The sequence below is a fragment of the Myxacorys almedinensis A genome (assembly GCF_010091945.1).
GTDB lineage: Bacteria > Cyanobacteriota > Cyanobacteriia > Leptolyngbyales > Leptolyngbyaceae > Myxacorys > Myxacorys almedinensis.
This window is the reverse complement of record NZ_WVIE01000022.1, coordinates 25,363-46,183: the sequence shown is the minus strand read 5'-3', so window position 1 is coordinate 46,183 and position 20,821 is coordinate 25,363. Positions and strand designations below refer to the sequence as shown.

Here is a 20,821-nt window from a genome sequence, read left to right as displayed (position 1 = left end):
TAGCTGTTGGCTAAACAGGTTTTCAGATCCCCGATTTCTGAACTAGCAGACTTTAGATAGAGTTTGCCCACTGTTTTGCCCAATTTAAGGTGGCATGAACCTGTTCGATCGTGGCAGCTTCGCAGTAGAGCCGCAACACAGGCTCAGTGCCACTAAAACGAATCAGCAACCAGCTTTGATCCGCTAGACGGAATTTGAAACCATCCTCTGTTTGGCAGTGGATCACAGCGCGCCCAGCAATGTTTTGCACGGGGTTGGTGTTTAATTGCTCTAGAAGTTTTGCTCTGACGTTCATGCTGGCAAGGGGAAGATCGATGCGATCGTAGGCGGCATCAAATCCTACTTTTTGCTGAATCTGGTGGTACAAATCGCTTAAATCTAATTCGGTTTGAACAACGGTTTCTAACACATACAGCGCCGCTAATAAAGCATCGCGTTCTGGAATGTGGTGCCCATACCCAATTCCGCCCGACTCTTCACCCCCAAGCAGCACCTTGGCAACCAACATGCGATCGGCAATATATTTGTAGCCAATCGGGGTTTCAAACACGGGAAGGTGGTTGTGCTGAGCCACTTTTGGAATTAGATCTGAGCCGCTCACCGTTTTTACCACTTCGCCACGGTAGCCTTTTCGGGACAAATGTTCGATCAAAATAGGAATCAGAATTTGAGAACTCAGGAAGTTGCCATTGCCATCGACAGCGCCAATGCGATCGGCATCTCCATCAAACACTAACCCAACCGCTAAACCATCGCTCTCAAATGCTTGAATCTGGTGCAAAAGTTTGGATAAATATTTGGGCAAAGGTTCTGGTGCGCCGCCCTCAAACAAGGGGTCGCGATCGCTGTTTAACTCGTGAATCTCAACGCCGAGCAGTTGGGCAATTCCGCCTGCCGCCGCTCCGTGCATCACATCGGCAAACACGGTGAGCTTGCCTTGAGTAATGGCAGCCCGAATTGCAGCAATATCGACCAGCGATCGCAGCCCTTCGCAGTAGCTCGTCCACGGGTTAAAGGTCTCAAAGCGACCCGGAGCCTGCGCTTGAGGCGGCTGCCCACCTGCTAGCAAGGCTTCGATTTTTTGCGTCACCTCCGGCGGCACCGATCCCCCAAACGCCCCTTTTACTTTCAAGCCCGAATAGCCACCGGGATTGTGGCTTGCCGTAATCACGATCGCGCCTAAGGCATTGAGCGTCTTTGCTGCCCAACTAAAGGCAGGAGTCGGGGCAAAGCATTCGGAAAAGAGAATATCAAACCCGATCGCGCGTATAGAATCTGCCGCCACCCGGGCAAACTCTTCGGCAATAAAGCGGCGATCGTAGCCCACAATCACGGTATTGCTGCCTGTTTGGGAACCATATTCCTCGGCTAGCACCTGCGCCACGATCGGGGCAACCCGCCTAACGCGATCGTAGGTAAAATCGGCTGCAATCAGCCCGCGCCATCCATCTGTCCCAAACTGAATTGGGTTAATTGCCGTAATCACAGAAGCGGCGTGAGCCATATTACAACCTCCTAAAAACCAGTGGGGACTAAAGCAACTCTCAGTGTATCTGGGTTGGGTGGATCTGGGTTGAGTGAATCTGCGGGTAAGGTTACCCAGCCCCAAGCCAACCGTTGCTCCATGGTTTCTTTACGCCAGCGATCGCAGCCCAACAGGAGGATTTGATCTAAACGGTCAAGGCTGAGTCGGTTTGGGTTGCGCCGTTGGTGCCGGAATAGACCAGCCCACGCTGCATGTCTAGCGTGACAATTTCACCATCGCGGATCACCCCTGTCGCGTTTTTAACTCCCACCAACACTGGAATGCCCAACCGCAGCCCAATCACCGCCGCGTGGCTCGTCAAGCTACTATCTTCGGTGATGATCCCTGCCGCTTTACGGATGGCGTCGATGTGGTCAGCGCTGGTGCAGGGTGCCACTAAAATCTCGCCAGACAGAAAGCGAGAGAGTTCTCCACTGTTGGGCGCAACTCTGGCGCGTCCACTGATCGACCCTTGACCGATGCCGATCCCTTTTCCCCGAACAGCAGTTACCACCTCGATTTTGATCAAATCTGTTGAGCCAGAAACGCCTTGCAAGGTTCCGGCAGTCATGACGACGAGATCGCCCTCCGACACCAAGCCTTTCTCTTGCGCCACATTGAGCGCGGCTTGGAACGTCTGACCTGTGGAGGGTAGATCGAGCACGAGCAATGGTCTGACGCCCCACACCAATTGAAGTTGGCGAGCAACATCCACATGGGGCGTCACGGCAAGAATCGGAGTTTTGGGACGGAATTTTGAGACGTTTCGTGCGGTTGCCCCTGATTTGGTCATCGACATGATTGCGATCGCGCCCAATTGCTCGGAGATCTTACCGACCGCTTGACTGATCGAGTTGGGGATCGAGCGCCCAGTTCCCTCTAAAGTGCGATGGCTCGGTTCTTGCTCGGTGCGAAGGGCGATCCGTGCCATCGTCGCCACCGCTTCGACTGGAAACTTGCCCACCGCCGTTTCGTTCGACAGCATCACCGCATCGGTTCCATCGAGAATGGCATTGGCGACATCGGAAATTTCGGCGCGCGTCGGACGCGGACTGTGAACCATGCTATCGAGCATCTGCGTCGCGGTGATCACCGGAATGCCCAATCGATTGGCAGTCGTAATCAGGCGCTTCTGCAAAATCGGCACATCTTCTGCGGGCAGTTCTACGCCAAGATCCCCCCGTGCCACCATGACGCCATCGGCGATCGACAAAATCGCCTCCATCTGCTCGATCGCTTCGTGCTTCTCAATTTTCACCACCACCGGCACCGACTTGCCAGCACTGGAAATCAGTTCCTTGATCTCCAAAACATCTTGAGGATTTCGCACAAAGCTAAGGGCGACCCAATCCACACCTTGGTCTAACCCAAACGTCAAATCTTTGCGATCTTTATCGGTCAGCGCTTTGATCGACAGGTAAACCCCCGGAAAATTCACCCCTTTGTTATTCGAGAGCGGACCTCCCACCACCACTCGACATCGCAGTTCTCGCGCCTCGCGATCGACGGCTTCCACCACCATTTCCACCCTGCCATCATCGAGCAAGATCGTTGCCCCGGTCGGCACTTCTTCAGACAAGCGATCGTAGGTGACAGAACTGATCTCCTGCGTTCCCGGAATCAGCCGACTGGTCAGGGTAAACGGGTCATTGTTGTTCAGCACAATCGAGCCATTCTCAAACCGTCCGAGACGAATTTTCGGTCCCTGCAAGTCTTGAAGAATGCCGACGGGCTGATTTAGCTCAAACGAAATTTGGCGAATCAGCCGAATGCTGCGTAAATGATCGTCGTGGGTTCCGTGAGAAAAATTAAGGCGAAGCGTTGTGGCTCCTGCCTTAATCAGGTCTCGTAAGGTGTCTGGGGTGCTAGTAGCTGGACCGATCGTGGCAACGATTTTTGTTCTACGACGAGAGGATGGCACTTGCATGAACTAGAGATCCAACGATGAGTGAAGGGATAGGGGGATGAAAGAAAGTTTAAGTCAAGATCTGCACCAAATGCGCGGTTCCTTCGGAGATGTGCCTTGCGCTAATCGCACTTTCGTTGTGGTTGTGTAAATTTGCGCTCTGGGGCGCTGAATGTCGCGAATAACTAACACGAGGGCATCTGGGATACTACCACGTTTGCAGCGCATTCGGCAGGGTGACGAAAGATAGGTTAGGCACCAAAGAATCGCAGGACGAGCAGGAAGGATCAGCACCCCCGTTCAAGATGGCTTGACCAGCCTGGGTGATGGGCAAAATTTAAGAATCCTTTAAGAACCGCACTGCGATCGCTGCCGTTCGTCCGATGTCGATCAGGCTTTGAAATTAGGGTTTTGAGCGTAGGGTTTTAAGCGAATTGACGACTCAATCTTAAACAGGCTCTGCTTGCGGGTGTAACGAGAGGGCGAGAACCCGCGTTCTTGATGGTGCTAGACAGAGCACGAGCGAAGAAACTGATCAGTAAATCCAGAGGATTTAAGTTAAAAACATTACCAAAGTAAAAGTAGTGCGCCGAAGAAAAAAGAGATGCAAAATCCCGAAACTTAGTCGTTTGCTGTGCAGTCTGGGCTACCAAACTGTTGTCAAATTTTCTGGGGTTGGCTAACAATTTCGGCTGCAAATTCGCTAAATTTAAACGTCAGTCCCCCGATTTACCCCATAGCTAGAGATTAGTTTCATGACCTCGGAGATCATCGAACTCGACGGTAAAAAATTTGTCCCTGCCGACCAACTTCCAGTTTCAGAGTGGCCCTCGGTTCTCAATGAGCGTCCTCAGCCTGTCCTGACTTTAAAAGATGATGACCTATTTTTGCTGACCGATACCTTCGGCAACATTGGCGGAGCAGCAGACGATGGACGCAGCAGCAGTATGGGGCTATTTTGCAGTGACACTCGGTTCCTCAATCGCCTCGAACTGCAAATTGATGGGCATCCGCCTATTCTCTTGAGCAGCACGGCGGAAAAAGGGTTTGTGCTGTCGGTCTTGTGTGCCAATCCCCGGTTAGGAGATCAGATTCAGGCAGAAACGATCGGCATTAAACGCGAACTTGTCTTAAATGGTGGCTTGTTTGAAGAAATTGAAATCGCGAACTACAGCACCGATGCGGCGCGGTTTGAGATTAGTCTGAGTTTCGATGCAGATTTCGTTGATTTGTTTGAAGTGCGAGGCTATGCCCGCCGCGATCGCGGTCGTCTGCTGCGGTTGCTGCCCAAACCTGCTGCTGAGCCTGTCGAGATTGCGGAAATCGAGTCAGTATTTACCGATGATGAGGATCAGTCGGTTAAGGATCTCACCCTTGCCTATCAGGGGCTTGACCACGCCATTTTAGAATCTCACATCGAATTTATTCACCACCAGCCAGACTGCATCAAAGGCAACACTGCCGTTTGGCAACTTGAGTTGCAATCCCACGAAATTCAAAAAATGGGGTATCGGCTGCAACCTCTCAGCAATGGGCGTAACGTCTCGAAAGTAAGTGCGCCGATCACCCTATCTCAGGCAAAAGCGGCGGAATTTGCCGAAGAAGAGTTGTGGCAAAGCCATGCCACCCAGATTTTGTCAGATAAAAGTACCTTCAATCGGGTGATTGAGCGGGCAGGGCAAGATATTTATCTCCTGCGCCAAACCTTTGGCAAAAATAAAGCGCTCTCTGCGGGAGTTCCGTGGTTTTCAACCCTGTTTGGACGCGATTCTATCATTGCGGCGTCTCAGACGCTGTTGCTCGATCCGCAAATTGCGCGGGAAACCCTGACCATTTTGGCGCACTATCAAGGCAAGGTTGATGACGACTGGCGGGAAGAACAGCCCGGAAAGATTCTGCACGAGATCCGATTTGGGGAGATGGCGCGCTGCCAGGAAGTGCCGCACACTCCCTACTATGGAACTGTGGATGCCACCCCGCTTTGGCTGATGCTTTACGCCGAATATTTTGCTTGGACAGCCGATTATGAGACGCTTGATCGCCTCTGGGGGGCGGCGATCGCAGCGATGGATTGGTGCGATCGCAACCTCAAAGAAACGGGCTATCTTGCCTATGAGCGCATCTCCAAACGGGGACTCGACAACCAAGGCTGGAAAGATTCGAGCAATTGCATTGTCGATCGCAAGGGCAAACTCGCTCACGGGGCAATCACGCTTTGCGAAGTGCAAGGCTATGTCTATGCGGCGAAGGTGCGGCTCAGCCAAATTGCCCGCATGAAAAAGCGGATCGATCTAGCGGATCGCTGGGAAGAAGAAGCCAGAGATCTGAAGATGCGCTTTAACCGCGATTTCTGGATGGAAGATCAAGATTTTTGTGCCTTGGCGCTTGATGGAGACGGCAACCAGGTCGATAGTATCACCTCAAACCCTGGTCACTGCCTCAGTTTGGGAATTTTTACTCCCGAAAAAGCCTACAGCGTTGCCGAGCGGCTGCGCGCTCCGGATATGTTTAACGGTTGGGGCATTCGCACCCTCAGCAGTGCGTCTCCTGCGTATAATCCGATGGGCTATCATATTGGGTCGGTGTGGCCTCACGACAATACGCTGACGGCGATCGGGCTGCGATCGCTGGGGTTGATCGATCAGGCTCTAGAACTGTGCAAAGGCTTGCTCGACATGACGCGCCATCAGCCCTATCAGCGCCCCCCAGAATTGTTCTGCGGCTATGAACGCATGGATGACAACGAACCCGTTCAATATCCGGTGGCATGTTCTCCCCAGGCATGGGCAACGGGCAGCGTGTTTCAACTGGTGCATATGATCGTTAATCTAGTGCCTGATGCTCCCGGAAACTATTTGCGGATCATCGATCCGGCGTTGCCAGAGTCGCTCAATTTCTTAGCGCTCAAGAATTTGCGAGTGGGGGCAACCTTGCTAGATTTAGAGTTTGAGCGATCCGGATCGTCTACGTCGTGTCGGGTTTCCAAGAAACGGGGCAATTTGCGGGTCGTGATTGAGGCGTAAGATCCTCAGGTTGACCGCGCCAAAATTGGCTCTGACCCTAACCTCTGAGGGTGTCGTAATTCTTCTTTGCAAAGCGCGATCGCAGTTTCTCTACCACGGTGTGAGATCCTAAAAGCAGTGAATGGCACTACCAGAGGTTAGGCACAATGGAACAGCATCAAAAGTCAACAGTTGTGATTACGGGTGCATCGTCGGGTGTCGGATTGCAAGCCGCTCGCTCTTTGGCGCAGACGGGGCAATGGCATGTTGTGATGGCATGTCGAGATCTGCCAAAAACTGAGAAAGTCGCCCAAGCAGTGGGTATGTCGCCCGGAACCTACACCATTTTGCATCTCGACCTATCAAGCCTAGAGTCGGTTCGACAGTTCGTAAAAAATTTTAGAGAAAGCGGCAGATCCCTCGATGCTTTGGTGTGCAATGCTGCCGTGTATATGCCTTTATTAAAAGAACCGTTATATAGCGTTGATGGATATGAGTTAAGCGTTGCAACCAACCACCTCGGACATTTTCTGTTGTGTAATCTCATGCTGGAGGATTTAAAGACCTCTAATGCCAACGAGCCGAGGCTGATCATTTTGGGGACGGTCACTGCAAATCCGAAAGAGTTGGGCGGCAAGATTCCCATTCCTGCACCGCCTGACTTGGGCGATCTCAAAGGATTTGAAGCCGGGTTTAAAGCCCCGATCGCCATGATTGATGGCAAGGCATTTAAAGCAGGTAAAGCCTATAAAGATAGCAAGTTGTGCAACGTGCTGACGATGCGAGAGTTGCACCGGCGATATCACACCTCAACCGGCATTACCTTCAGTTCTCTCTATCCTGGATGTGTGGCAACAACGGCACTGTTTCGCAACAGCTATCCTTTATTCCAGAAAATCTTTCCGTGGTTCCAAAAAAACATTACCGGAGGATATGTCTCTGAAGAATTGTCGGGCGATCGCGTGGCAGACGTGGTGGCTAATCCGGCGTATAACAAATCGGGGGTGTACTGGAGTTGGGGAAATCGCCAGAAAGAGGGGCGTCCGGCATTTGTGCAGGAAGTCTCTGATGAAGCGAGTGACGATCGTAAAGCCGAGAAAATGTGGGATCTAAGTGCCAAGTTAGTCGGCTTAGCGTAAGGTATACTGCGCTCTTCTAAAGGATGGGCGGATTGCTAAATTTCACGAGCGGTGAGGCTTGCCATATCTCACAATCTATATCTCACAATTATGATGGAGGTGTTGATTGCTCTAGCATTCATCGTTTCGATTGCAACGTTTAACGAGTGAGTGTTTCACATGATTGTCAATTTCGCATTGTTAATGGTGTTGCCAATATCATTCATTGTTTCGTGAATGCCTTGTTCTTTACGTTCACTATAGCGATCGGTGAGATAATCTACCTTATCTCGCAGCAGAATCGTGAATTTGTAGAGTTCCTCCATCACATCAATCACGCGATCGCGGTAGGGCGAATCTTTCATCGTGCCATCTTCATGAAACTCTTGATACGCTTTTGCCACAGACGATTGATTGGGAATGGTAAACATCCGCATCCAGCGTCCCAACAGCCTGAGGGTATTAATTGCATTAAACGACTGCGACCCCCCGCTAACCTGCATCACCGCCAGCGTTCTGCCTTGGGTGGGGCGCACGGCTCCGATGCTGAGAGGAATCCAGTCAATCTGATTTTTCATGATGCCCGTGATCTGACCGTGCATCTCTGGGCTACACCAAACTTGCCCCTCCGACCATTGGCTTAATTGCCGCAACTCTTGCACCTTGGGGTGGGTGTCTGGCACGCTGCCATAAATGGGCAGATCTCGTGAATCGAAAAACTTGACCTCGGCTCCAAGTTCTTGAATAATGCGTGCCGCTTCTTCGGCTAGGAGGCGGCTATAGGAGCGATCGCGCAAAGAGCCATACAGGAACAAAATTCTGGGAGGATGATCGAAATGGGTCATGAATGAAATGGTAACTCTGGGTTTGAGGTTTTTTAAGGGGTCTAAAGTCAGCGAGGCTAAGCTTTGAGCCGTCTTTAGATTCTATGGGCAACCGCCCAAAAAGGTTTCTCCGCCCCGAAAACACGTTATGACAGAGACTGACGTTCAGCTAATGCCTGTAGAAAATTGGCTTGCGCCTCTCGTAGCTCAACGTTGGGGTTGGCAGTTAGAATCGTTTGCATCGCTGCCTCGTAAGCCATCCCTGAATAGATGAGGTAGGCGGCTAACAGGGTGCCTGTCCGCCGTTTGCCGCTTGTGCAATGGATGGCAACCCCATGACCCAAGCGGTTTTGGCTGGCAACAAAATCTTGCACCTCCTGAATCTGCTCTCGGCTGGGTGCCGTCCCTCCTTTAGTTGGCAACCACAGATAGGGAAGCATCGCCTGCTGATAGGCATCCAGGTTAGCGGGATCGTCCATCACAGAAACGATCGCGCCGATCCCTGCTGCTTTTAGCTGAGGCAGTTCTTCTGGGGTCGGCTTCCGAACTCCTGCCAGTTTGCTAGGAATGACCCACCATAGGCTCTCTTCGATCGGCTGAATCGGCTCGATCGGGTGAGGTGGTTGCTTTTCCATCATCCTACCGGAGCCGCTTCTAAAGTCTCGATCAGGCGCGTGACTCGCTCTTTAATTTGATCGCGCACCTGGGGAAAGATGTCGGGTTGTTCGGCTGGGTCGTCGAGTTGCCAGTCTTCAAACACATCCCGCGTGACCCACTCTGGCGGCAAATTAACGCCACAGCCACACAGAGAAATGACCGCATCAAAGTCTTCTGGGCTAAACTCACTCAGGGCGTTCGAGGTTTGGTGAGTGATATCGATCCCTGCATCTTTCATGGTTGCGATCGCTTCTGGGCGAACGTGGCTTGCTTCTAGCCCCGAACTCACAACCTCGATTTTTCCCGCTCCTAGCTGGTTTGCAAAGCCTTCTGCCATTTGCGAACGGGCAGAGTTTTTCTTGCAAACAAACATGACTCGCTTCATCACAAACTCCCTCAATGAGTTTTAACTTACAGTGTTTCGATTCGGGCGTTTTAGGGGTAATAGCCCCTAAAACGCCACTTTGCATACTCCCATTATTTCAATAAAACTTGATGTGCCAAGCCTCACATATTTGTTTAGCGTGGATAATTCCAATCGCTAAACGAGAAACGCCAATTCTAGAAAAATTGTTCTATCTAGAATACTTTTTGCTTTTGCAACACTTCGCCAATCGTTAGCTCAGGTTGGGGCTTGCCTCCAAATGCCGTTCCAACTTTCCCAACATGGAAGTGACCATCGGCGACGCGATAAGCTTCATCGGGCAGGGGAACATAGCCGATCTCACTCACAGACTGGCGAGCATTCTTGAGATAAAACTCGACAAACGACAACACCTCTGGTTTATCTTGAGCCGATTTGTAATTGACATAAATAAACAGTGGGCGAGAAAGGGGTTGATATTGCGCTTTTTCCACCGTCTCACGGGAGGGCAAAACGGCTCCTTTGCCATGATCGATCGCCAAGGCTTTGAGTTGGTTTTGATTGGCTTCGTAATAGGCAAACCCAAAGTAACCCAGAGAATTGGGGTCTTGTCGGACTCCTTGCACCAAGGTGTTGTCATCTTCGCTAGCTACATAGTCGTTGCGGCTATTGCCTTGTCCGACTGTGACCTCGGTGAAGTAGTCAAACGTCCCAGAGTCTCTACCTGGCCCAAACAGCCTCAAGGGTTGATTGGGGTAAGAGGCTCGAATCTGATTCCAGTTGGTAATTTTGCCTTGGGCGGCAGGCTGCCAAATTTTCTTGAGTTCTTCTACCGTGATGTCTTTTGCCCAAGTATTGTTGGGGTGAACCACAACAGTGAGCGCGTCAAAGGCGATCGGCAGTTCATAATAACGAACATCAGCGCGATCGCAAGCGTTGATCTCGTCTTGTGTAATCGGGCGAGAGGCGTTGCTGATATCAGTTTCACCCGCGCAAAACTTCTTGAACCCGCCCCCCGTGCCAGAAATAGCGACGTTGACCTGAATATCTTTTTCGTTGTTCTGGTTATAGTCTTTTGCGATCGCACTCGTGATCGGAAACACGGTACTTGATCCATCTACCCGCACGATCGAGGGAGGAGGTTGCTGCCGTGAGCGAGCAAGCGGGCTGAGCACCGCCACTAATAAGCCAACCAAGACGAGTGCTCCAAAGCCCACAACGAACCGTTTTGTTTTTGATTGCATCAGAATTACCCAAATTGCAGCGCGGGATAATCCTTATATATTTCAAGTAAAATTGACATGTCAAGCCTGGTTGATACAAGCGCAACAAAAATAATCAATTTTATTTGATAAATTATTCTCGACAAGCACGGGCAGGCAAAATGGGACTAAACCGGCGGAATTCTGCAAGATACTGCTCTAGCACAGCAAATTGAGACAGATTGAGGCTGTAGTAGATCCATCGCCCCTCGTGGCGGGTTTGCACCAGTTGCGCTTCTTTGAGCGCCTTGAGATGGAAGGACAGCTTGGATTGACTCACGCCCAAGGCTTCGGTCAGGTCGCAGACACATAGTTCTTGATCTCGCAGCAAATCTAGTACTTGAACTCGCAGAGGGTCGGAGAGGGCATGGAATCCAGCAACAACTAAAGTCGATGGCAAGGAGAAGGTTTTTTGCATAGAGCCTGGTCGAATTGATTTTTATTGAATTGGTGCTTTAGATGGTAGTTTAAGTTTCCGTCTGGGGGCAACGCTTGAGAGAATTTGATGCCAAGATTTTATAATCGAACCACAGGCAATTTTTATAAGCCCCAGATTCTGATGATGCAAATTACACGATTCCTTCACGCGGCAATTCCGGTATCTAATCTAGAGCAATCTGACCACTTTTATGGAACGGTGCTGGGGTTGCCAAAGCGCGATCGCACCCTCACCTTTTCGGGCACATGGTATGAGATAGACGGAATACAAGTCCATTTGATTGAGGTTCCCACCGTCATTGGCGACGCTCAAAATGCAGAAAAGTGGGGAAGAAACCGACATTTAGCGTTTTCGGTCGCAGATATAGACACCACAAAAGAGCAATTAATGGCCCATGGTTGCGAATTTCAAATGAGTAATTCTGGGCGGGCAGCGTTGTTTGTCAAAGATCCGGATGGGCATGTGATTGAGTTGGGCGCGATCGCATAGCTTGGCTGTTATGATTCAACGTTGCATTGGCGCTAGCGTTGCTTGTTTCGTTTGGCAATAAATTTTTATGAGAATCGTTGCATATTTGTACAGCGATCCATTACTTGAAACAACCCCTGATCCAACGCTTTGGGGTTGGGAGATCGATCGCGTGTATCAAGATTTGGCGACAGAAAAAACGCCGCGAATGGAGTTGCAGCAGCTTTTAAGCGATTGCCAAACCAAGCCTGCGGAGTATCTTTTAATTCGCCGCTTAGAAGAATTGGGCGACTCGATGGAAGACGTGCGCGATCGCTTATCTCACCTCGAATCTCTCAACGTTAAAGTCATTTCGATCGAATCGACTGAACCCAATTTACAGTCAGAATTTCTAAATTTTTTACAGCAACTCCAACGCAATCAACAAAGCAGGCGAATTCGTCAAGGACACGCTCGCAATCGTGTTAAAGCCCTTGCCCCGCCCGGAAAAGCGCCCTATGGTTATCGCCGTAGCCGCAATCGATACCTTCTCGATCGCAGTACTGCCCCAGTGGTGAAAGAATTTTTTGAGCGGTTTTTACTGTTTGGTTCGGTGCGGGGTGCGGTGCGGTATTTAGAAAAGCAATACGGTAAAAAAATCTCTGTTTCAACCGGCAGCCGTTGGTTAACCAATCCCGTGTATCGGGGCGACTTGGAGTATCAAAATGGAGACGTTCTCTCGGATACTCACACAGCAATTATCTCCCGCGACGAGGCAGCACAGGTGGATCGGCTGCTCAGACGAAATCGGCGGTTGCCCTCTCGGACGGCAAGTGCGCCGCGATCGCTAGCAGGGCTGGTTCGCTGCAAGATGTGTCACTCTCCCATGACGATCGCACGAGTAACTCAGTCTCGCAGTAGTCGGCGCAAAAATGCGAAAGAGTATCTTTATTTGCGTCCAACCCAGTGCTCTAACCCGTGTTCTAACCAACCGAAATGCAAAGCGATCGCCTATGATGCGATTTTGCAACGGACGATCGAGCAGATTTGTGAGGAGTTACCTCGCGCGGTTTCGGGCGTTGAATTGCCAGATGTGGAGGGAATTAAGCAGAAAATTGGAAGCGCGATCGCCCAAAAACAAGCGATTCTCGATCAGATTCCGTCTCTGCTAGAAAGGGGCGTTTTAGATCTAGAAACGGCGGATCTCAGACAGTATAACTTGAGGGCTGAACTTGCCGAACTGCAAGGCAAATTGGCGCAATTGCCGCCGGTGAATCTAAGTGCGATCGCCCAAACGGTTTCGATTCCGCAATTTTGGTTTGATCTTTCAGAATCTGAACGGCGGTTTTATTTCCGTGAATTTATTCGTCAAGTTGAGTTAATTCGTGAGGGCGCAGAATGGGAATTAGAACTGAATTTTATTTTTTGATCTAGATCTTTTTTGACTGTGAGAAACATGATCTCTAAAACCGATATCGAACCGCAGCTTCTATGAATTTTTCTGTAAATTAATCTGTCATACTCCCTTTCGACTTTTGTAAGAGAAGGAATGAGAAGAAAATTTTTATGAGTAACAAAAAACAATCTAGAGACGCTTATCAATGTGTAACAGAAACTCTGCCATGATGAATTTAACCGCATACCATGGCTGGCATCCCGGTATTGATTGAAGGAGTCTCCCTTGCCTCGCTCACTCCAACAGGTTCAACCCCCTCTAGAATTTATTCCACCTGCCCTCGATCGCAAGGCTGTGTATTTCTTGCGATCGACCTTGCCATTGTGGTTGCGCTTCAAAACGCCGATTCGCGAGGTCGAAGCCAAAAACCTAGAACAATTGGCGCACCTCTATCAGCAGTTTCAAGACGGTAAAATTCGCTTGCTGCTTGCCTTTCGCCATCCCAGCACCGACGACCCCGCCAGCATGATGTATTTGATGCATCACCTCTTGCCTCGGTTCGCCAAGCAACATGGCATTCGGTTGCAACCTCCAACCCACGCGCATTTTATGTACGATCGCGGCATTCCGCTCTGGGCAGGTGCGATCGTGGGGTGGATGTACTCTAAACTCGGCGGCACACCGATTCATCGCGGTAAACTCGATCGGGTGGGCTTACGCTCTGCGCGGGATCTCTTTGCCAACGGGCAATTTCCCATGATGGCAGCCCCCGAAGGCGCAACCAATGGGCACAACGAAATCATTAGCCCCCTAGAACCTGGAATTTCTCAACTCGGATTTTGGTGCGCCGAAGATGTGCAGAAAGCAGGACGCTCTGAAGACGTCGTAATTGTGCCTGTGGGGCTGCAATATCGCTACGCAACGCCACCTTGGGACGCGATCGAGAAGCTACTGAGTGAATTAGAAACAGATGCTGGGCTAAACAAGAGCGACATCGATGAAAGCAAGGGAAGTGAAAAACATTTATATCATCGACTATATCGCTTGGCAGCACACTTGTTAGTCAAAATGGAAGAGTTTTATCGACGGTTTTACCATCAGAAAATAGGCACTACTGAGAACGCCAAAGCAGATACAATTACGAATGAAGAATTTGCCATTCGCTTACAAGAATTGCTGAACACCGCGCTACAAGTTCCCGAAGACTATTTCAACGTGCTGGCGAAAGGAACGGTCATCGATCGCTGTCGCCGTCTCGAACAAGCCGCGTGGGATTGTATCTATCGCGAAGATCTACAGCTAGATAAGCTTTCACCCTTAGAGCGCGGACTGGCGGATCTAGTTGCAGAAGAAGCCCAGTTGCGAATCTGGCATATGCGGATTGTGGAAAGTTTTGTGGCTGTCACTGGGCAATATGTGGTCGAAAAACCAACGGCGGAGCGGTTTACGGAAACGGTGTTGATCATGTGGGATACCATTACCCGCATCAAAGGCGGCAATGCATTTCACCGCCCAAAGCTGGGTAAACAAACGGCGCTCATCACGATCGGAGATCCAATTTCCCTCGGCGGCGATCGCTGGGCTGCCTATAAAAAAGATCGGCGCTCTGCAAAACAAGCGATCGCCGACCTGACTCAAGATTTACAAGATGCAATGGAAAAAATGATTCTCAATTCGTAACGGCTAATCTTAATCGAGATCGGATTTGGCTTTTGGCTTGCTGCCCGAATTACGAACATTCACCACTTTACCGAGCAGGTCAAACCAAAACGGAGCGCCCATGGCGATCGCAATACCACTCACCCCCCAGCCCGACAGCATCCGCAGCAGCCCCAAAGGGCGATGGACAAAAATTTCTGCCACCTGAAGCGGTACGGGTGTGTTGATCGTTGCTTGACCCCCAACCACACACGCTTTATAGAGATCGGCCCACTCTTGCCGAAACTGGTTATCCTCGCTCTGAGAGAGCGCTTGCGGTGGCGGAGTTTGGAGGGGATCTCTTGGCTGACATCCAAGCTGTCGCCCTAAATTAACCGCACTCCAGCTAATCGGAAAGGCAATCTCTCGCAACACATCATCCGTCTGATTTTTCAGATCTTCTAGCTGTGCCGATAGGCGGGGAGAATTCGTAGGACTTAGATCTAGCTGTGCCGCGCGCTCTGTTACCAACCGCCGCAAGCTATCATCGCTTGAAAGCCGATTGAAAATATGAAACGTGTCGGCATTGGTTCCGGCGGCGAGCATCAGACCAACTAAAATTGCCACCCCTTTGGCGTTGCGTTTGTAAACGCCAGAGGCGCGAGACATGGATCGATCAAACCATAGGGCAATTTCATCCCGGAACTGATCGAGTTCATTATCCACCTGATGCACTCGTGTTTGGGCACGCCGCGCCAAAATTGACAGGCTTTCTTTCACCGAATCTGGTAGCTGGTTCAAGCCACGGCGCACCTTTTTGTAAGACTGGTACTTTTCATACTGTTGACGCTCTGCTGCTGTCAAATCTTTGAGGGCAGTCTCTAGAAAGATGTGCTGCTGCTCAGCCGGTAGGTCATCGTAGGTTTTGATGGTTTCGGCGTCTTTGGGTTCCAAATTTTCTTTGTAGTCTTGAAGTTGAGCTTGAACCGTTGAATTGACCTGTGCATCAAGTGGTCTGGCAACATTGGCTAAGCGCTCATATTTTCCCAAAACTTCTTTGTAGGTATTGCTGCTTTGGTTCACGAGTTCTGCAATTTCAGACAGGCTCGGCTTTAACCCGCCAGAGAGAATGGCGCGATCGTTATCTTTGCCAAACACGCTCAGCTTCAACGATCGCAAGCGTCGCCCATACTCTTTCTGAGCCGGATCAGGCGACTCTGGATCACAACAGGTCGCCATGTAAATTTCCAGGGCTTCTGCCAGCCGTTCAATACTCGTGGTTAAATCGGCTTGCTTAGTTTGCTGCGATCGCAAGATTGCTTCATACTCTTCCACCAACAATTTGAAGCTCGGATCGTTCTCTAAGCCAGAAATACCGGCTTTTGCGGCTAACACCCGAATGCTGCCCCGCTGCCAATCATCTTGAAACGCCTCATCGCTAGGAATCTCAGCATCACCACTGGCATCAACACAGTAGTGACCAACGATGCGATCGACAAACCCCTCAAACCGAACTTCTGTTAATTGATCGATCAGCGAGGTAATGCCCAGTTGCTCAATAATGGTGCTGGCAAACGTTTCTGAAGGAATGTAAGACGGACCTGTGGATAAATCTCCGCCAAACGCGCCTTTACGGTTACCAGAAAAGAACACGCTTGAAAGATGCCGAAAGCCGTTTGCTATCCATCCTTTTGCTTCTTGATTGACGTTTTGCAGCAGCGAATCGTTATAAAGCCTCGATACTAACTCTCGGACGCGCTCTTCCTCTCGTGTTCCCGACCCACCTGAAAGCAAAACCTCGATCGAATCTTTGAGATGTTTGGCGCGCCACTGCAACACCGTTGTCAATAATTCTTGTAGCTCAGAGGCTAACAAACTCAAAATAAGATAAGTAAAAATTAAGCCGATCGCAACATCTAACACAAACGGTAAATTCATCTGTAGTCACCCCTGGCGCTCAGTCAGCGCTTAACATGATAATTCGTAATCCGTAGTTGAAAGAAAAGACTTCAAGTTACGAATTACGAATCGGCTCAAAAATCAGGGGTAATGATGCGCTTTAAATGATGTAGAGCAACAAAAACAGAATGATCCACACGACATCGACGAAGTGCCAGTAGACTTCAGCCGCTTCGACTCCGAAATGATTGTTGCTGCTGTAATGGTTTGGCTTTAGCGATCGCCACAATACTGCCAAAATCAAAATTAATCCGAAGCAGACATGCAGCCCGTGAAACCCAGTCAAAACATAAAATGTGCTGGCAAAGATGTTTGTGGTTAACCCAAATTCAAGGTGAAAATATTCATAAAGCTGACCCACCAAGAAAACTGCGCCCATCGCGGCAGTAATTCCAAACCACAAGCGCAATCCGCGCACATCGTTCTTTTTAATAGCGGTGTCTGCATTGTGAATCACAAAACTGCTGCCGATCAGAATCACAGTGTTGATTCCGGGTAGCAGCAGTTCCAGTTTGGGTGTTCCTTCGGGAGGCCAGGTCGGGGCAACTGTCCGAAAGGCAAGGTACGCCATAAACAGCCCCAGAAAAATCATGCCTTCCGCCACGAGGAAAACGATGATCCCGAAGATACGGTGATCGGGGTGGTCGCCATGGGCAGAAGCCTCAAGATGATCGGCTTGGTGATGATTGCGCTCTAATTTTGCGGGATCGAGGGTCGTCATGATCTCGAATAGCTAAGTGAACAGGTAAAAAGGTCAGGGGTAAAGATTTGCTCACCTTACCCCTTTTGAATCGGATTAGTCTCGGTTATGGCTTTCGGTGCCGCGATCGCTAGGATTTGCCGCCACAACCGGATCAGGTTTTGCGCGCAACGTTGAGCTTGGACCGGCTGACAACGCCGGATCGTCTGCTTCCGAAAACGGAACATCGACGTCTTTAGCGCGGCTACCCATCCCATAATCATAAGGACCAGTCACCAACACCGGATCAACCTCAAAGTTTTCGACCGGTGGCGGAGAAGTCGTCATCCACTCCAACGTCAGCGCCCGCCATGGGTTGTCGCCCGCAGGTTTGCCCCGCACCCAACTCCATGTCGCATTCACGATAAACGGCAAGGTCGAAACTGCCAGCAAATAGGCCCCGATCGTGCAGACCAAGTTCAAAGTGGCAAACTTGGGATCGTATTCTGCAATCCGGCGATTCATCCCCTCCATGCCTAGCTTATGCATGGGCATAAAGGCGAGGTTAAACCCAATAAAGGTCAGCCAAAAATGGACTTTTCCCCAGGTTTCGTTCATCATCCGTCCCGTAATTTTGGGGAACCAGTGATAAAAACCGCCATACAACCCGAAAACGCTGCCGCCAAACAAGACATAGTGGAGGTGAGCCACGATGAAATAGGTGTCGTGAACGTGAATATCAAAGGGAACAGAAGCCGTCATAACGCCGCTAATTCCACCGATCACAAACAGACAAATAAAGCCCATGCCAAACAGCAACGCCGAACTCATGTCTAGCTTGCCGCCCCACAGAGTCGCCAGCCAACTGAAGATCTTAATTCCCGTGGGCACAGAAATCACCATTGTGGTGATCATAAAGAACATCCGCAGCCAAGGCGGGGTTCCACTGGTAAACATATGGTGTGCCCACACAATCAACCCCAACCCGCAGATCGCGATACTAGAGTATGCGATCGCTTTATAACCAAAAATCGGCTTGCGAGCATGAACGGAAACAATCTCTGAGATCATGCCAAAAATCGGCAAGATCATAATGTACACAGCAGGGTGAGAATAAAACCAGAATAAATGCTGGTAAACGACCGGGTCGCCGCCGCCCGTCGGGTTAAAAAACGCCGTGCCGATCAGCAAATCAAACGACAGCAAAATCATCGCCCCTGCCAACACTGGCGTGGCAATCAGCGCCAAAAACGAGGTCGCCAGCATTGCCCAGCAAAAAAGCGGCATCTGGTTTAGCCCCATACCAGGGACTCGCATCCTGAAAATGGTGACGATGAAATTAACAGCCGCCAAAATCGACGAGGTTCCCAACAGCAAAATGCTAAGAATCCAAATCATCTCTCCGGCTTTGCCACTCACCAAGCTAAGCGGCGGGTAGCTCGTCCAGCCTGCGCCAGGCGCGCCCACCAAAAAGCTCGACATCAGCATTAACCCCGTGGGAGGAATGATCCAAAACGCCAGCGCATTCAGGCGAGGAAACGCCATATCTCGCGCCCCAATCATAAGCGGAATGAGATAGTTGCCAAATCCGCCCGTTGCCGCAGGCACAATCCACAAAAAAATCATCACCGTTGCATGGACGGTAAAGAGACCATTGTAGACCTCACGGCTGACAAAATCAGATTCTGGCGTAGCGAGTTCGGTGCGAACCAGGGTTGCTAGCACACCGCCGATCAGATAAAACACAAACGTGGTGACCAGATATTGAATTCCGATCACTTTATGGTCAGTGCTAAAGGTGAAGTATTCTTTCCAGTTGCCCGGTTTGTTGCCGTGGGCAAGCTGATTGCCTTTTTCTTGGATTTGAGCAGCTTGAGTCATAACGAGAGATGTAGGGGGTGCGGGGGATAGAGATACCCGATGTCTATCAACTAAGCCAACTGGCTATTACCTTAAGTTTAGGAATGATCAAAATCTAGGAATGACTTTGGTGAGGGCGAAGCTGGTCAAGCATTGCAGCGTCAATGCCCATATCGTGGGCATAGGGAGCGAGATATTGTTCATCGGTCAGGGTGGCAGGGTTCGCGGCGATTAGCGCAGGATGCACCGTTCCAGCAACTGCCCGATCTCGCGTCTCAGCACTCGCAACTTGCTGACTCTGAAGCCAGCTATCGTAGGCTTCTTGGGGTTCTACAACTACGATCGTTTTCATCGCACCGTGGTAGGCACCGCACAACTCCGCGCAAATGAGGGGATATTCCCCAGCTTTGGTGGGCGTGAACCGAATCTCGGTTTGGCGTCCGGGAACAGCGTCTTGCTTTAGGCGAAATTCTGGAACCCAAAAGGCATGGAGAACATCGTTGGCAGACAGATTGATTAGGACATCGCGATCGAGGGGGACGTGCAGTTCTCCGGCAACCACCTCAGTGCCCGGATAGGTAAATAGCCACGCATACTGCATGCCTGTGGCATTGATCACTAACTGAGGCGGCGTTCCCGAATTGTCTGGAGATGCCCCGACCCGGGGTGAAACGGTGCCTAAGGCAGGTGCATCCTTCCGTTGAGGAATATCTTCACGCACCGCGTTTGTGGCTGGATCTTGCAACACCGATTCAGCTTGCTGCTGGTTTGGATCGGCTTGAGCCACCAGAGTTGCTGCAACGGCACTCCCTGGGTTTGCCGCCATCGGATGGTGAGCTTTTCCGTGTGCCATGGAGTGATCCATGGGATCCATGCCGCCCTGAGTCGTATAGACATCAAAGCTGTAGACGGAAATCCCTAACACAAGAATGGCAGGAATCGCTGTCCAGAGAATTTCTAGGGGAATGTTGCCGTGTACAGGCGGCCCGTCGCTAATATCGTCTGGCTGGCGTCTAAACTTGATGGCGCTATAAATCAAAATTCCGCTCACTAACAGAAAGATGCCTGTCCCGATCGTGAGCATGGCATCAAACAGGTTATCGACCGATGCCGCATTTCTAGAGGCTGCTACGGGGAGCAGATTATGATTTTGACCATACCAAAAGCTGATCAGGGTCAAAATAATGCCAGCTAGAAGCGTTGTAATTTGACTTGGGATATTCACGGCTCATCACTCTCATTCATTAGGGACTGGGGATCGGAAAGTTTAGAGACCTATCGAGAGAAACAACTTAGAGGGCTAATTATGGGTGGTTTGCCGTCTCTCAGTTTGTTTGCTCGGAGCCTAACCGGTTAAAACCTTGAGTTCCCGGCTTGCTTGAGTTCTGGGGTGTGGTTTTAGAGAACGCCTGAGTTAGATAGTAACGCGAAAACACGGTGGGCTGGATTCCGTTTGAATCCTACTAAAACGCCAAACTGAGCGCGATCGCGCTCAGAGATGCAGGTGTTCTCTATCTCAACGGTACGCCAAGCATCTTTTGATCTATCCTTCTGAGGAAGTATCCTTAACCTTTTTTTTGGGATCAAATGGAGTTCAAAAGAAATGGTCTTAAATTTCTGAGGCTGAGCGATTTAGAATCCGAAGAATTTCCGAAAGCCTGGTTGGATTCAAGATTCCATCACTAAAGTAGAAATGAGAGCACCTGCTCCGATTTCCGTGAACTTTTATTTTCTCTACAGAAACC

General features: G+C 50.3%; 16 protein-coding genes. 5 read left to right on the top strand and 11 right to left on the bottom strand.

Annotated elements, in window-relative coordinates:
- Positions 1-52: 52 nt before the first annotated feature.
- Complete coding sequence (locus tag GS601_RS17030; RefSeq protein WP_162424489.1) at positions 53-1,504, bottom strand: phosphoglucomutase/phosphomannomutase family protein; 1,452 nt, start codon at positions 1,502-1,504, stop codon at positions 53-55.
- 166 nt (positions 1,505-1,670) lie between these two features.
- A complete protein-coding gene (gene pyk / locus GS601_RS17025) occupies positions 1,671-3,452 on the bottom strand; it encodes a pyruvate kinase (protein ID WP_162424488.1) in 1,782 nt (593 codons plus the stop codon).
- A 734-nt stretch (positions 3,453-4,186) separates the two neighbouring features.
- On the opposite strand from pyk, the gene GS601_RS17020 reads away from it, so the two are divergent.
- Together GS601_RS17020 and GS601_RS17015 are read left to right on the top strand one after the other, a co-directional pair.
- Positions 4,187-6,454, top strand: coding sequence for an amylo-alpha-1,6-glucosidase (locus GS601_RS17020; protein WP_162424487.1), 2,268 nt, complete (start codon positions 4,187-4,189; stop codon positions 6,452-6,454).
- A 146-nt stretch (positions 6,455-6,600) separates the two neighbouring features.
- Positions 6,601-7,572: a protochlorophyllide reductase gene (locus GS601_RS17015; RefSeq protein WP_162424486.1), complete on the top strand. Its 972-nt coding sequence runs from the start codon at positions 6,601-6,603 to the stop codon at positions 7,570-7,572.
- Positions 7,573-7,727: 155 nt separating this feature from the next.
- Here the strand turns inward: GS601_RS17015 and arsH are convergent, their stop codons facing one another.
- From arsH to GS601_RS16990, 5 genes are all read right to left on the bottom strand, one after another.
- On the bottom strand, positions 7,728-8,396 hold the full coding sequence (gene arsH / locus GS601_RS17010; protein ID WP_162424485.1) for an arsenical resistance protein ArsH: 669 nt from the start codon (positions 8,394-8,396) through the stop codon (positions 7,728-7,730).
- Positions 8,397-8,521: 125 nt separating this feature from the next.
- Positions 8,522-9,013: a phosphatase domain-containing putative toxin gene (locus tag GS601_RS17005; protein WP_238393339.1), complete on the bottom strand. Its 492-nt coding sequence runs from the start codon at positions 9,011-9,013 to the stop codon at positions 8,522-8,524.
- A complete protein-coding gene (gene arsC, locus GS601_RS17000) occupies positions 9,010-9,405 on the bottom strand; it encodes an arsenate reductase, glutathione/glutaredoxin type (protein WP_238393338.1) in 396 nt (131 codons plus the stop codon). Before arsC ends, GS601_RS17005 begins: the two co-directional genes overlap by 4 nt.
- Before the next feature lie 206 nt (positions 9,406-9,611).
- A complete protein-coding gene (locus GS601_RS16995) occupies positions 9,612-10,640 on the bottom strand; it encodes a PstS family phosphate ABC transporter substrate-binding protein (protein ID WP_162424482.1) in 1,029 nt (342 codons plus the stop codon).
- A 112-nt stretch (positions 10,641-10,752) separates the two neighbouring features.
- On the bottom strand, positions 10,753-11,076 hold the full coding sequence (locus GS601_RS16990) for an ArsR/SmtB family transcription factor (RefSeq protein WP_162424481.1): 324 nt from the start codon (positions 11,074-11,076) through the stop codon (positions 10,753-10,755).
- 87 nt (positions 11,077-11,163) lie between these two features.
- On the opposite strand from GS601_RS16990, the gene GS601_RS16985 reads away from it, so the two are divergent.
- From GS601_RS16985 to GS601_RS16975, 3 genes are all read left to right on the top strand, one after another.
- Complete coding sequence (locus GS601_RS16985) at positions 11,164-11,586, top strand: VOC family protein (RefSeq protein WP_238393337.1); 423 nt, start codon at positions 11,164-11,166, stop codon at positions 11,584-11,586.
- A 67-nt stretch (positions 11,587-11,653) separates the two neighbouring features.
- Positions 11,654-12,973: a recombinase family protein gene (locus tag GS601_RS16980; protein WP_162424480.1), complete on the top strand. Its 1,320-nt coding sequence runs from the start codon at positions 11,654-11,656 to the stop codon at positions 12,971-12,973.
- A gap of 252 nt (positions 12,974-13,225) precedes the next feature.
- On the top strand, positions 13,226-14,620 hold the full coding sequence (locus GS601_RS16975) for a 1-acyl-sn-glycerol-3-phosphate acyltransferase (RefSeq protein ID WP_162424479.1): 1,395 nt from the start codon (positions 13,226-13,228) through the stop codon (positions 14,618-14,620).
- Positions 14,621-14,629: 9 nt separating this feature from the next.
- Here GS601_RS16975 and GS601_RS16970 read toward each other — a convergent pair whose 3' ends face one another.
- The 4 genes from GS601_RS16970 to GS601_RS16955 form a co-directional block, all read right to left on the bottom strand.
- The gene (locus GS601_RS16970) at positions 14,630-16,516 is read right to left on the bottom strand and encodes a hypothetical protein (RefSeq protein WP_162424458.1); all 1,887 of its coding nucleotides are present in this window, start codon (positions 16,514-16,516) and stop codon (positions 14,630-14,632) included.
- A 121-nt stretch (positions 16,517-16,637) separates the two neighbouring features.
- Entirely contained in the window at positions 16,638-17,258 is a 621-nt protein-coding gene (locus GS601_RS16965) for a cytochrome c oxidase subunit 3 (RefSeq protein ID WP_162424478.1), read from the bottom strand.
- Between the two features lie 75 nt (positions 17,259-17,333).
- Positions 17,334-19,097, bottom strand: coding sequence for a cytochrome c oxidase subunit I (ctaD, locus tag GS601_RS16960; RefSeq protein ID WP_162424477.1), 1,764 nt, complete (start codon positions 19,095-19,097; stop codon positions 17,334-17,336).
- A 94-nt stretch (positions 19,098-19,191) separates the two neighbouring features.
- Entirely contained in the window at positions 19,192-20,301 is a 1,110-nt protein-coding gene (locus GS601_RS16955) for a cytochrome c oxidase subunit II transmembrane domain-containing protein (RefSeq protein ID WP_162424476.1), read from the bottom strand.
- Between the last annotated feature and the right edge of the window lie 520 nt (positions 20,302-20,821).